Raw genomic sequence first — 13,007 nt, forward strand, 5'->3', positions numbered from 1 at the left:
GACTCCTGTCATTTAGCTCAACCGAGCCGCAATATGTCCCGGGCCTGCGAAGCCGTGGCCACCTCCGCCCCCAGGTCCTCAATGATCCTCGCCGCGCGTTCGACCAAGGGCCTATTTCCGTGGGACAGCTCGCCACGGGAAAGAAAAAGGTTGTCTTCGAGCCCGACGCGTACATGCCCTCCGAGGATGACTGACTGGGCGACCATGTGGAACTCCTTCGCGCCGATGCCAAACGCGCTCCAGTTGCTTCCGGCCGGGACCATCTGCTTCATCGACAACATTGCCTCCGTGGTCGCGGGAGCCCCCCACGGAATGCCCAGGCAAAGCTGGTACATGGCAGGTTCGGCGAATATTCCCTGATTGAAAAGGTGCTCGGCGAGCGCGCAATGGCCCAGATCGAAGACCTCGAGTTCGGGTTTGACGTTGGCTGCACGGACGGCTCGCGCGATACGCTCGATGTGTGCGGGGACGTTGACGAACGCGTGCGCGCCGAAGTTCATTGTTGCAACGTCCAGACTGCAGATTTCCGGTTGCAGCTCGAGCACATGCTCCATACGCTCCTCGGGTGAGGCTAGACCCGAAACCGCGTTCCGGTTCGGATCGTCTTCGGCGGGTGTGAAACGTGCCCCGACACCCGTCGTCAAGTTGATCACGACATCGGCGCCGGATTGCCGGATGCGTCCAACGACGTCCCGGTAGAGGTGGATGTCGCGACTGGGTTTGCCCGTTTCGGGATCGCGAACGTGTATGTGCACTATGGCAGCGCCCGCTTCATGCGCCCTGAGAGCATCGTTGGCGATCTGTTCGGGCGTGATGGGCACATAGGGGCTTGCCGCGGTGGTGTCACCCGAACCGGTAACAGCGCAAGTGATAATAACTGGTCGGCTCATTTTTCCTCCGAACATGTATTTGCCGTAAATTATGCCGGGCGTGCCGCGGTCAGTCCGCCGTCCACGACCAGTTGTGTGGCGGTGATGTAACGAGCCTCGTCGCTTGCGAGAAACAGCACCGCGTTCGCCACGTCCCACGCGTCTCCCATGCGCCCCATGGGCACGCTCGCGTTCCTCTCCGCGATGAGCTTGACGACGTCGTCCTTGCCAAGCTGGCGAGCCAACCTGTTCTCGACGAGCGGTGTGTGCATGGAACCGGGAACCACCGTGTTCACCCTTATGCCCTTCTTGGCGAACGCTATGGCTGTAGAGCGCGAAAAGGCTTCGACCGCTGCCTTGGATGCCGCGTAGGCGACGCTCACGCGACCGCCCATCTGGAAGGTCATCGACCCTACGCTACCGATATTGATGATTACGCCGCCGCTCCCGCCTTCTTCGAACTGGCGGAGCATCACGGGAAGAACATGCTTGCAATTCAGAAAAACGCTGTCGAGGTTGATTGAGATTTGCGTCTGCCATTCCTCTTCGCTCATCGAAATTGGGTCGCCCGGGGCGCTGCCACCCACGTTGTTGACCAGAATGTCGATACGGCCGAATTCGCTGATGCACCGCGCCACCGCGGCCTCGACGCTCTTGCTGCTGGTGGCGTCGCATTGGCAGGACGACCATCGCCCGCCGAGGTTTTCCCGACCCATCGCTGATCCGGTCTCGGTCAGCGCTTCGCGGTTTATGTCGGTGCCGAACACCCTGGCACCCTGACGCGCCATAAGCACGGCCGCCGCCTTTCCGTTGCCCCAGCCTTCGCCGACCGATCCGGCACCCGTTACAAAGGCTGTCTTGCCGGACAAATCGAGTGGCATCAGCTCAACAACCCCATTTCGCGTGCCTTGATCTGGAGGGCAATGTATTTGGAGTAGATGCGCGCGTGCGCGAAACCGCCTCCGGTAAACCAAAGGCCCCGCTGGGGCGTCGGCCGGAACATGTTGGCGAGTTCCCCATCGGGCGCGATACCCCAGATCGGCCCGATCTTGTCCGCCGTTTCTGAACCCAAAAGCTCGCGGATCAGGTCCTGCTGACTCTGGTAACCGGTGGCCATCACTACCAGATCGGCTTTAGCGACCTGTCCGTTGGCAAGTTTCACGCCCTCCTCGACGAACTCATCGATCTCTTCCCACTGCATGAGGCCGACTTCGCCATTGATGATCAGCTCCGAGCATCCGCAGTCGAGATAATAGCCACCGTGACGGCGACGGAACTTCATCTGGTGCCCAGTTTCGTCGTCGCCGAAATCCAGCTTGAACCCCCTTGCCTTCAACCCGGCGAGAAGTTCGCGGTCGATTTCCTTGATCTTCGTGACGGCTGCCTTGTAGCTGCGGATGAGCAGCGGATACGTACTGGTCGCCGCAATCAGGTCGCAGTCTTCGACTGGCAAGCCTTCGCTATAATAGACGGAATGCACCAGCCCGGCGGCGGCCACGCTTGTGACAGTCGTACCCCCTCGTTGCACCAGCGTCACTTGCGCGCCGTGGCCATGGAGATCCTGTGCCACGTCATGACCGCTCGTGCCCGCGCCGAGAACAAGCACACGTTTTCCGCCCCAATCCTCGCCGCTCGTGAAATCATGCGTATGCATGACCTCGCCCTTGAACGAGTCCAGACCCGCGACCTTCGGCTTCAGCGGGCGGCCCGCCACGCCGTTGGCAAAGACGATATGCTTCGGCCTCAGAACCCGTTCCGATCCGTCCGCCCTCCGCACCTTGGCGTTCCAGTGGCCAGCCTTGTCGTCGAAAGATCCTCCGACGAAGGTCGTTTCCGTCCAGACGTTGCACTCCATGGCCCAGGCGTAGTTTTCCAGCCAATTGGCGATCATGTCCTTGGGCAGGTATTTGGGCCAGCTTGGCGGCCAAGGCAAATAGGGCAGGTGGTTGAGCTTCACTTGGTTGTGGAGCGCCAGCGAATGATAGCGCCTGCGCCAGACGTCGCCGACGCGCGGCATCTTGTCCACGATCAGGGTATCCACACCCAGCAGTCTCAACCGGGCGGCTATGCTCAACCCGCCCTGGCCCGCGCCGATGATCAGCACGGCAGGCTCGCGGTCTGTGAAGGCTTGCTCCTTCGCACGCAGGTCGCTCCAGTTGTCGCCGCCAAAGTTTCTCGAATAAGCAGAACCGCTTGGCCTTTGATCGTTTATCGGTTCCTCATGACCTTTGAATTCCTCAAGCGATGTCATTAATGCCCATGCCGTATCCGGCGCGTCGGCGACCAACCGGAGAAACCCGTAGCCGCGACCGACGTTCGTCTCGAACGTGAAGATCGCTTCGATCGATTCCACGCCGATACGGGTTACGCGGCGGGGCGGGGTGCGGTCTTCCGCCAGCTTGAAATTTCTCGCACGCACATCCGGCTGCGCCTTAAGAAGGCCATCGATGATCGGCTGCCTCGATTGGTGAGGCGTGATGTCCCAGCTGAAAGCCAACAGATCGCGCCAATGGCAATCGTCTGCGAGATGCCGGCCAAGTGCATTGGCGTCTCCGGCTCCGAGCGCGGCTTCGAATGACGTCAGCCATCGCGCGGCGAAATCAGCCTCGTTGGCTGCCATACTGCTGGCAATATTCATGGCAACGTCTCCAATCCACCAGGCTGGATCCCAGATCATTCGCGGGTCGGCCCAAGCGTTCGCGCCGCTAGAGCGAAACACGTCCGCGCGATTTCTAAGAAATAGCGGATACCGGTACGATCAAACATGGTGCCGAACGGCAAACATCTTGGCCTCCGGTGCAAATGTGAACGAGCTCTCAACTCGCCGGCCGCTTTGAAGCGAGCGACTTGCGCGCAAGGCCCCCGCAATGGTGGCTGGCTTTGGGTGAAGTGTAGCGCCGAGCAAAATCAACCGGTTAGAGTGTCTAAAATCCAGTAATTGGATTGGGGTTTCCAGGACACTAGCGGCTTCGCTGGGATGCGTCAGTTGTCCCCTTGAAGCTCGACAGTGACGAGGCCGCTCGCGGGTGCGCCACCGGGGAGTGCTGTCGCGAGTAAGCTTCGTCGAGTGCTCATCGGTGCCTTCCGGCTGGACTCACCGGTGTCGTCATGAACCTGCACGCGATCATGGAGAAGCACCTGGCGCCGATGTCCTGGGCCTAAACGACCGGCTTGGCTGCCAGGCGGGTGGTGGAGTGCACGGCCACGTCTATTTCTTGGCACCCCATGGCGAAGTCACCATCAAACCGAATGAATAGCGAAGCTCATGGCCCAATCTGCACCGACCGCGCCATCCGGCAAGTCCGAGTGGAAAGACGGGGTTCAGTCGAAGACGAAAACGCCCTTGCCAATTTTTCTCTGCTCGAAAAGGGCATAAGCCTCCGCGGCGTCTTCGAGCTTAAATTCGTGCGTGAACAGGGAATCGACGTCTATGCCTCGTTCGCTGACGAACTGAGCGCATTCTTCCTGCTGGTTCTTGCTGAAGGTCAGCGAACCCACGAGCGTCTTCTGCTTCGTGATGACCTCATTGCAATCGAACTGTATGGTTCCGTGAACGCCGACAAGGCAAGTGATACCCCATTGGCAGATGCAGTTGACCGCCTGCTCACGCGCGACCGGGTTCGAACTGCATTCGACCGCCTTGTCGGCGCCCAAACCGCGGGTGAGGTCCTTGATGGCCTGGACGGGATCGTCTTTCAACGGGTTGACGAGGAAATCAGCACCGAATCTCTTGGCCATTGCGAGGCGTTCCTCGCCTACGTCGAGCGCAATGACCCGCGCGCCAAAGGCCTTGGCGAGTATGGTGCAGCTCAACCCGACTGGGCCTTGACCGAAAACGGCGATGGTTTCTTCGGCAAGCAGGTTGATCCGCTTCAGAGCACCATAAGCAGTCCCGCTTCCGCAGCCGATGGCCGCACCTGCCTTAAACGACAGCACGTCGGGTAGCTTGATTACCGTGTGAACGGGGGCTTTCATGAAATCCGCATGGCTACCGTGGCCATTTCCACCGAAAGCAATCCGTCCCTTGTCGCAGTTCTGGGTCCAGCCCGAACGGCAATTGGAGCAAGTGCGGCAGCCGTCATAATGATGGATCATCACCCTGTCGCCGACTTTCGCTTCATGAGGTCTCACAGCCGAACCCACCATCTCGACGACGCCGCATGGCTCATGCCCTTCGATGACGATCTGGTCTTCGGTTCGCTTGGGCTCATAGAGGTGGTTCAAGTCACTCCCGCACATGCCCGAGGCCTTCACCCGGATAACGACCTCGTCCGGCCCTGGAACAGGGTCGGGGAATTTCCGAAGTTCCATTGCGCCTTCGCCGAGGAAAACAACCCCTCTCATCGCCATGATCTCCAACATCGCTCAGGTACGCCGACCCTCAAGTGATCGGGCTGTTACCAAGCTGGGTCGCAAATCCGAACTCTTGAGACAACCGTTTTCGCCCCGTTCGCCGCATTTGCGGAGCTATTATATAACTTAATGTTATATGTAGCTTTGCAATGCTAGGGCTTGTTGGCCGGGGACAACTGATATCGCCTGTAAAGAGGCTTTCCAGTGTCGACAGCCGCGACCCTTGTCCGGTTCCACGACATAATCTGGTGTTATAACCGTCGCGTCGGACCTCTGTCGTGCAAAATTTCAGCATGTTAGAGAAGTTAACGCAGGAGGAGGCAGGTCGAACTTCGGTATAAGGCTGAACCCAGCCGATACTGCTAGCAAAATCGACTTGCTATTTAATCGCTTAGTGAACTTTAGGGAGGATCAGAATGCGCCAGGACCCAGTAAATAAAGATGGCGTTTCTTTCCCCCTGTACATACTTGCCGAGACAATTATCGATTTCAACTGAGTGATGAACTCCTAATTGTCGTCGGTCACGGCGGTTGCTCTCGTTGAATCTCGTTTGCCTCGAGTTCTGCGTAGCGACGCACGGCCCGGTTTCATAGTGCCGAAACCGACAAAGCCATCTCAACCGGCACATAGCAAAACTTGCTCCAGGGAGGAACTCATGAGCGGAATGAAACTGAAATTCGGCGTGGCAGCTATCGCGGCGCTTCTGTCCGCCGGAACGGCCGGTGCGAAGGATCTCACCTTCGGGTACGTGCCCGCAAGCCTCGAGTATCCCTACAATGTCATGACCGCGAAGGGCTTCGAGGAGGCCGCCAAGAAGGCGGGCGTCAAGACCGTTGTGCTCGATCCGCGCGGCAGTGTGGAGAAGCAGGGCAACGCGTTGGACGATCTTCTTTCTCAAAAAGTCGACGCCATTGGTTTCTTGCCTCTGGATTCCGTCGTGGCTGAGTCCTTCGTCGACAAGATCACCGCTGCCGGGGTGCCTGTCGTTGCTATCGCGGCACAGGTCGGTGATCCTCAAAAGCGCGACGTCAAGGATCCATACCCGGCTTTGTCGGCGTTGGTTGCGACAGATAACTATAAGGCCGGCTACGTCTCGGGAGAAATGACCGCAGGGGTTCTCCCCAAAGACCGCAAAGCCAAAATCGCTATCGTCCAAGGCGATCCTGCCTACGCAGTGGTTAAGCTGGATACTGACGGCTTCGTTGCTGCTTTGAAAAAAGCCAATGCAAACTATGAGATCGTTGCCGAGCAGCCGACAAACTGGACGCCGGATCAAGGTGAGGCGGTGTGCCAAAACTTTCTGACCGCACACCCGGATCTGGATGTGATTTTCAGCCAGGCGGATGACATGGCGATCGGTTGCGCACGTGCGATCGAAGCCGCAGGCTGGAAGGGCAAGCTCATCGCGACCGGCGGGGGCTCAAAGCTGGGTTATGATGCAATCAAAGCCGGGGAAATGTACGGCTCGGTTTGCACCCGTCCACTGTTGCTCGGCGAATTGATGTTCAAGGCAATGCAGGAGGCCGCGACCGATCCCAAGACGCCGAAGGGACGTTTCGTGACTTACGACATGCCGCCGATCACCAAGGACAAGCTGGACGACTGCCCAGAGAAGTGGTGATAAACTTCCTTCGTCGATAGCAAACAGATTGGGAAACCCAGCTGATGCAAGACAACGGTCCAATCATGCAGTTGCGTGGTATCGTGAAGGGGTTTCCCAATGGAACGCTGGCCCTGCGCGGTGTCGATCTCGATATCGAGCGGGGCAAAGTCCACGGTCTGCTGGGGGCCAATGGCGCCGGCAAATCGACCCTGATCCGGATCCTGTCCGGTTCCTACTGGGCCACGTTAGGCGAGATCATCTGGCGTGGACAACCGGTGCAATGGGATAGCCCTAAAGCCGCGAATGACATGGGCGTGGCAACTGTCCACCAGCATATTCCGCTGGTCCCGACACTTTCCATTTTAGAGAACGTTTTTCTGGGCAACGGTGGGCGCTGGCGACGGTCGTCAGCCATTCGGACCCAGTTCAACCAGCTCTGCGAACGCGTGGGGTACTGGTTGGATCCGGACACCCTGGTCAGCTCGCTGTCGATCGGCGAGCGCCAAATGGTATCCATATTCCAAGCGCTCGGAACCGGCGCCGATCTGATCGTCATGGACGAACCGACCGCGTCTCTCGCCTCAGAAGAGCGTGAGCTGGTCTACAACACGGTTAGGCGTCTGTCTAAAGGCGAGAAGAAAGCCATTCTGTTCGTGTCTCACTTCCTCGACGAAGTGATGGCGCTTACGGATCAGGTTACTGTGCTTCGCGACGGCTTGGCTGTGATGCGCGCCAACACCTGCGATCTCGACGAAAATCGTATCGCCGAGGCAATCGTTGGAAAGCAGATTGTCGCTCTCGAGCGTCAGGCCGAAAGCCGCGTGCCGTTGGCTGTCGTTGGCAACGATCAGATCCCGCGCTTGGAACTCCGTGATCTTGCCTCCAGGGGCAAGCTGCAGAAGATCTCGATGAGCGTTGCGCCTGGGGAAGTCGTGGGTGTCGCGGGGCTTTTGGGATCCGGCCGAAGCGAACTGCTCCACGCGATCTTCGGCGCAGACAAGAGCGCGACGGGCGAGGTGGTGCTCGATGGAAAACGCGTCGCGCGGGACACCGGCGCGGCCGTCAAGGCTGGCATCGGCATGGTTCCCGAGGACCGAATGGCTCAAGGCCTGGTTCCCGACTTTGAGATTTGGAAAAACACCACATTGCCCGCGTTGGGCGGCGTCTCAATGTGGAACGCGATTCCGGTGGGCGAGCGCGAACGGGACCGGGGATGGGAAGCCATCAGGATGCTTGGGATCAAAGCCATCTCGCCGGAAATCCTCGTCAAGGAACTGAGTGGCGGCAACGCGCAGAAGGTCACAATCGCCAAATGGCTGTTCAGTGATGTCAAGCTGTTCCTGCTCGACGAGCCGACGGCGGGTATCGATATCGGGGCGAAAACGGACATTCTGCGTCTGGTTCGACAACTGGCAAGCGAAGGCAAGTCGGTCATAATCGTATCTTCGGAATTCGAGGAACTGCTGACGGTTTGCGATCGCATTCTTGTGATGCGTGATGGCCAGTGCATTGCCGAACGCAACGCTCGCGACACTTCAGAGCATGAATTGCTTCTGCTGGCTGGCGGCAAGAGCGCAGCGACCGAAGCCGCGCGCCACTGAACGGCGGGCATCTCACAGCGAGATTTAAACATGACCATAATAAAAGAGAATCGCTTGGATCAGTCTGACGTGCTTGGTCAGGACGTGCAAACCAGCGCCAAAACCAATTGGCGGAGGTTATTTGGACTTCAAGAGATGGGCGTTTACTACGCGCTGCTGCTGTTGATCGTCACTTTGACGATCATCACGACTTATATCGGTCAATCCAACTATCTCAGTGTGCAAAATCTTTCCAATGTTATCTATCAGTCTTCGCTGATCGCAATCATGGCGGTAGCGATGACTGTGGTTCTGATCAGCGGCAATTTCGACCTATCGGTGGCGTCGGTCGCGGCTCTTGCCGCAGTGATGTTGATCGGCAATGCCGACGCGATCGGCTTTTGGCCTGCCGCGGCACTCGCGGTGATCGTGGCAATGAGCATCGGTCTTCTGAATGGAGCAATCGTTCAATACGTTGGGATCAATGCGTTCATCGTTACCCTCGGCACGATGACCGCGGTCCGCGGCTTGGTGTTAATTTACACCGACGGACGATCGCTTTCAGTTGCAAATCCAGATGTGATCGCCACCATGAAATCCTTCGAAGGTGGGCGTCATGATGGTTTCTGGCTCGTATTGGTCGCGGGACTGGCGCTCCTGGCCGTGGCCGCATTCCGGATTTTCCAGACCCGCATGGCGGGGAAGAGCCTGCGGCCCGCGACACTCGGAATGGTCGTGGCTGGGCTTTTCTTCCTGCTGGTCTCCTGGGCCTCCGGCGGTGAATTGATACTGCGGAATCCTGTCATTATGATGGTCGTCTTCACCGCGATCGTCTGGTTCACGCTAAGCTTCACAATGGTTGGCCGGCGCGTCTATGCGGTCGGTGGTAATTCAGAAGCGGCCCGATTGTCCGGTATCAACGTCACGCGATACAAGTTGATGGCTTTCGTCTTCTGTAGTGGCGCGGCAGGATTTGCTGGTGTCCTTTTCGCGAGCCGCTTGCGGTCCATCAATCCGGCGGGTCTTACGGGCGCGGAACTCACGGTTATCGCCGCCGCCATCCTCGGGGGGACCTCGCTGTTCGGTGGCGCAGGCAGCGTCATCAAGACGCTGGCCGGAGCGCTGCTGCTCTATTCGCTGACCAACGGTTTCAACATCCTGAACCTCGGTGCGAACTGGCAGGGCCTCATAGAGGGCGTGGTGGTCGTGGTCGCAGCGGCAATCTACACCGTGGGCGGCACCAAGGCGAAATCCAAAACGGGCGGCTGAGCAGCAGGTGGCGCTTCAGCGCGACCGGCGGCCCGCGAATCCATTAGTTCTGCCTCAAAAAACAGACAACCGGACAATAGACATGACTGACATACCAAGAGTGGATCTCGGCGGCAAAGTCGCATTCGTCACCGGGGCAGGAAGCGGTATCGGCCGCGCCGCAGCGATCGCATTTGCTATGGCGGGCGCGGCTGTGACGGCCGCCGACATTTCCGAGAAGGGCTTGAGGGAAACAGTCGCCGAGATCGAAGGACGTGGCGGAAGGGTGCTGGCCGTCATCTGCGACGTGACCAAAAGCTCTGACGTGAAGGCGGCTTTGGACCAGACCGTGGATAAGTTCGGCCGCTTGGACATCGCGTTCAACAACGCGGGCATCGAACAGCCCGCGCAACCGATCGCGGAATTGTCCGAGGACGTTTGGGACAAGACCATCGCCGTGAACCTGAAAAGCGTTTTTATCTGCATGAAGCACGAGATCGAAATCATGCTGCGCCAAGGAGGCGGCTCGATCGTCAACACCGCATCGGGCGCGGGGGTCTTGGCGATCCGCGGGCAGTCCAGCTATTGTGCCTCCAAGTTCGGTGTAGTGGCGGTAAGCAAGGTCGCTGCCCTTGAGTACGCGAACAAGAACATTCGGGTGAACGCGATCTGCCCGGGCATCATCGATACGCCGATGATCGCCCGCTACACAGGCGATACGGATGAAGGTCGGGCTCGCGTGATTGCGCAAGAACCTATTGGACGCATGGGACGCCCAGAAGAGATCGCTGGCACGGTCCTCTGGCTTTGCTCCGACGCCGGGGCTTTCGTGACGGGTCATGCCATGGTTGTTGATGGCGGGCAGACCGCCGGCATTTAGCGGCAGTGAAACAGTCTCGATAGAAGCTTTTTTGACTCCACCGGACGTCCGTCTGGAGCGTCATGGCGATCGACGCATGTTCTAAGCCTCGCGTGCCGGCGGAGACAGAAGTTTCACCAGATCCGTTGCATCGGAGAGTTCCTCGAGCCGACCGGCGAGACCCGCTACCCGGGTCACGACTTCGTCCGCAAATCTGGTGACCGAGATCGTCGCGCATTCCCTGAATTTCGAGCAGATGTCGTCCCAGCCCATTGGGTTGTCCGCGTTGCCAGGAACGCTTCGGCCTTCCTCCGACCATCGGCGGCCGTCATGGGTGAGAATCTCCACGCGGCCGGGTGGGAGTTCGAGTTTCCAATTGAGAGTTGGATCGTTCACAAGGCTTATCTTGGTCGCGATCTCGAGCACTGCACGATCGTGAAGACCATCTTCGGTAAAATCCGAGACGCTCATGCCCCGTCGGGCGATGGCGATAGAAACGAGAAATGGCAAGCTGAATTTCGCATCAGCCAATGTCGCCGGGCTCCGCCGCTCCTGAAGCGGCTGACACATCAACTCGTGGTAGTCGCCGACATGGAGACGGATCTCCGCGATCTGGTCTGGGTGCACATCGTTTTTCGTGACGATGTCGATCGCGGCTTTCATATGGCTGTGGGCGGTACCCACACACGGCCAACGCTTGTACAGCGTCCCACTTCCAAGAAAATCCCGGCCCAGATCGCGAACCATGGATTCGCGATCGAAACCGCCGCCAAAGTAGGTATTCATAAAACCGTACTGGCCTTCAAACATGCGATCGATGCCTGTGATGCCTTTTTCAGCCATAAGGGCGGCCAGGACAGCGCCTTTGGCTGAAAATCCGGCGTACATGCCACGAAGATCGCTGCCGCGCCCTGCTACCATCTCCATGATGCCGCTGCATTGCATGGTAGCGATGCCCATAGCGTGCGCGACCTGTCTGGAAGACAGTCCCATCGTACGGCCCGCGGAAGCTGTTGCGGCGAAGACAGCGAGTACCGTCGAGAGGTTCCAGTCCTTTTTCCAATCCACATTGCATCGCAAGCGGCCGAAGATATCCTGCCCCACAGCGACCGCCGCTATCAAATCCTTCCCGGAAACGCCGCCCCGGCGCTCGGCGACTGCGAACACCGCAGGCACGATGGAACTCGCTGTGTGCTGTCCCCATGGGGTCTGGTCGTCGTAATCCAGGCAGTGTGCCATCGCACCGTTCGCGAGCGCTGCCATCATTGCGGGGCGACGACCGCCAAAGCCAATCACGGAACACTCCGGCTTTCCGCCGCCTTCCTCCACGATTTCCACTACGCCCCTGACCGCAGGTTCCATCCCGCTCGCGGCGAGAATGACACCCAATGTGTCTAGAACGCTTTTTTTTGCAGCTTCGCGCGCGACTGTGGGGAGAGCGTCGTACGAGAGTTCCGCCGCGTGCCGGGCAAAAACATGCACGAGATCGGGTTCGGTGGGCATAGTCGCAATCTCCTCCATACACGCCCGCCCGCGCCGGCGGCCATCTCGTATCTGCAGCAATCTCACGTCACATGTCGGGCCGCATCCATAACTTCACGCGGCAAGGTCTTTTGATCTGATCGAGATATAACAAGAAGCTATATGCGCCGATACTAAGGTGAGTTTCCGTGTTCTCATTTCGATCGAGAGATGGAATTTTACCTGGACAAAACATTGGGAGGATATGTTGGCAAATCTAGCCGGAAAAACAGTTCTGATCACCGGGGCGTTGGGAACGATCGGAAAGGCTTTGGTGGCTCGCTATCACGAAGCCGGGGCCACGGTCATCGCTTCGGACCGCCCCCATGTGGAAAATGCTTCCGAAACAATTGGGAAGATCGCTCGCGACGTCCGCTATTTCGGTTGCGATCTTAGCGACCTCGCTGGCACGGAGAAGGCCGTGACCGCGCTAGCCGAAGAAGTGGGCGGCATCGACATTCTCGTGAACAACGCGGCATTCGTCGTGAACAAGCCGCACGAGCAATTCACGATTGAGGAATACGAGAACGAGGTCCGGATCAATTCGTCTGCTGCCTTCGTCGTAGCGCGAGCGTGCAGCGCCATGATGAAGCAGAAGAAATACGGCAAGATCGTCAATATGACGTCCGCGACCCTGACCGGCCACTGGGAAGGCTTCGTCCCTTATGTCGCCTCGAAGGGAGCGATGTACGGTCTTATCAAGGCGTTGGCGCGCGAACTCGGTCACTACGGCATCAATGTGAACGGCGTTTCGCCGGGTGCGGTGGTGTCTGAAGCCGAATGGCGCCATTTCGGCGAGAAGCGAGAGGAATATCACAAGTGGATTCTGGAGCGGCAGAGCCTGAAGCGGAGGATCGAGCCCGAAGACATTGCAAATCTGGTCGTGTTCCTTTCGTCGCCCGAGGCCGACCTGATCACGGGACAGGACATCCATTGCGACGGCGGTTGGTGACGCCGGTCAAGTTCGCCGGGG

At 58.6% G+C, this 13,007-nt stretch carries 10 protein-coding genes; 5 read left to right on the forward strand and 5 right to left on the reverse strand.

What is annotated here, in order from left to right; all coding sequences use genetic code 11:
* Positions 1-17: 17 nt before the first annotated feature.
* From MESS4_RS30850 to MESS4_RS30865, 4 genes are all read right to left on the reverse strand, one after another.
* Positions 18-890 (reverse strand): 3-keto-5-aminohexanoate cleavage protein, encoded by an 873-nt coding sequence (locus MESS4_RS30850; protein WP_006339938.1) that lies wholly within the window; start codon positions 888-890, stop codon positions 18-20.
* 29 nt (positions 891-919) lie between these two features.
* A complete protein-coding gene (locus MESS4_RS30855; protein ID WP_006339941.1) occupies positions 920-1,750 on the reverse strand; it encodes an SDR family NAD(P)-dependent oxidoreductase in 831 nt (276 codons plus the stop codon).
* On the reverse strand, positions 1,750-3,507 hold the full coding sequence (locus MESS4_RS30860; protein WP_051070957.1) for an NAD(P)/FAD-dependent oxidoreductase: 1,758 nt from the start codon (positions 3,505-3,507) through the stop codon (positions 1,750-1,752). Before MESS4_RS30860 ends, MESS4_RS30855 begins: the two co-directional genes overlap by 1 nt.
* 683 nt (positions 3,508-4,190) lie before the next feature.
* Positions 4,191-5,231: a zinc-binding dehydrogenase gene (locus tag MESS4_RS30865; protein ID WP_006339946.1), complete on the reverse strand. Its 1,041-nt coding sequence runs from the start codon at positions 5,229-5,231 to the stop codon at positions 4,191-4,193.
* Between the two features lie 647 nt (positions 5,232-5,878).
* Between MESS4_RS30865 and MESS4_RS30870 the strand changes: the two genes are divergently transcribed.
* The 4 genes from MESS4_RS30870 to MESS4_RS30885 all read left to right on the forward strand — a co-directional run bounded on the left by MESS4_RS30870 (position 5,879) and on the right by MESS4_RS30885 (position 10,534).
* Entirely contained in the window at positions 5,879-6,844 is a 966-nt protein-coding gene (locus MESS4_RS30870) for a sugar ABC transporter substrate-binding protein (protein ID WP_006339949.1), read from the forward strand.
* Between the two features lie 44 nt (positions 6,845-6,888).
* Positions 6,889-8,427: a sugar ABC transporter ATP-binding protein gene (locus tag MESS4_RS30875; RefSeq protein ID WP_006339950.1), complete on the forward strand. Its 1,539-nt coding sequence runs from the start codon at positions 6,889-6,891 to the stop codon at positions 8,425-8,427.
* 30 nt (positions 8,428-8,457) lie between these two features.
* Entirely contained in the window at positions 8,458-9,675 is a 1,218-nt protein-coding gene (locus tag MESS4_RS30880; protein WP_036242666.1) for an ABC transporter permease, read from the forward strand.
* A gap of 82 nt (positions 9,676-9,757) precedes the next feature.
* A complete protein-coding gene (locus MESS4_RS30885; RefSeq protein ID WP_006339952.1) occupies positions 9,758-10,534 on the forward strand; it encodes a glucose 1-dehydrogenase in 777 nt (258 codons plus the stop codon).
* Positions 10,535-10,615: 81 nt separating this feature from the next.
* On the opposite strand, the gene MESS4_RS30890 is transcribed toward MESS4_RS30885, so the two are convergent.
* Complete coding sequence (locus tag MESS4_RS30890; RefSeq protein ID WP_006339959.1) at positions 10,616-12,016, reverse strand: MmgE/PrpD family protein; 1,401 nt, start codon at positions 12,014-12,016, stop codon at positions 10,616-10,618.
* A gap of 226 nt (positions 12,017-12,242) precedes the next feature.
* Between MESS4_RS30890 and MESS4_RS30895 the strand changes: the two genes are divergently transcribed.
* Positions 12,243-12,986, forward strand: a complete 744-nt coding sequence (locus MESS4_RS30895; RefSeq protein ID WP_006339960.1) for an SDR family oxidoreductase — start codon at positions 12,243-12,245, stop codon at positions 12,984-12,986.
* Positions 12,987-13,007 lie beyond the last annotated feature (21 nt).

The organism is Mesorhizobium sp. STM 4661 (assembly GCF_000359125.1).
In the GTDB taxonomy this organism is placed as follows: Bacteria; Pseudomonadota; Alphaproteobacteria; order Rhizobiales; family Rhizobiaceae; genus Mesorhizobium.

Coding starts and splice junctions, on each gene's coding strand:
- MESS4_RS30850 (WP_006339938.1), bottom strand. CDS start 890: ATGAGCCGACCAGTTATTATCACTTGCGCTGTTACCGGTTCGGGTGAC.
- MESS4_RS30855 (WP_006339941.1), bottom strand. CDS start 1,750: ATGCCACTCGATTTGTCCGGCAAGACAGCCTTTGTAACGGGTGCCGGA.
- MESS4_RS30860 (WP_051070957.1), bottom strand. CDS start 3,507: ATGAATATTGCCAGCAGTATGGCAGCCAACGAGGCTGATTTCGCCGCG.
- MESS4_RS30865 (WP_006339946.1), bottom strand. CDS start 5,231: ATGTTGGAGATCATGGCGATGAGAGGGGTTGTTTTCCTCGGCGAAGGC.
- MESS4_RS30870 (WP_006339949.1), top strand. CDS start 5,879: ATGAGCGGAATGAAACTGAAATTCGGCGTGGCAGCTATCGCGGCGCTT.
- MESS4_RS30875 (WP_006339950.1), top strand. CDS start 6,889: ATGCAAGACAACGGTCCAATCATGCAGTTGCGTGGTATCGTGAAGGGG.
- MESS4_RS30880 (WP_036242666.1), top strand. CDS start 8,458: ATGACCATAATAAAAGAGAATCGCTTGGATCAGTCTGACGTGCTTGGT.
- MESS4_RS30885 (WP_006339952.1), top strand. CDS start 9,758: ATGACTGACATACCAAGAGTGGATCTCGGCGGCAAAGTCGCATTCGTC.
- MESS4_RS30890 (WP_006339959.1), bottom strand. CDS start 12,016: ATGCCCACCGAACCCGATCTCGTGCATGTTTTTGCCCGGCACGCGGCG.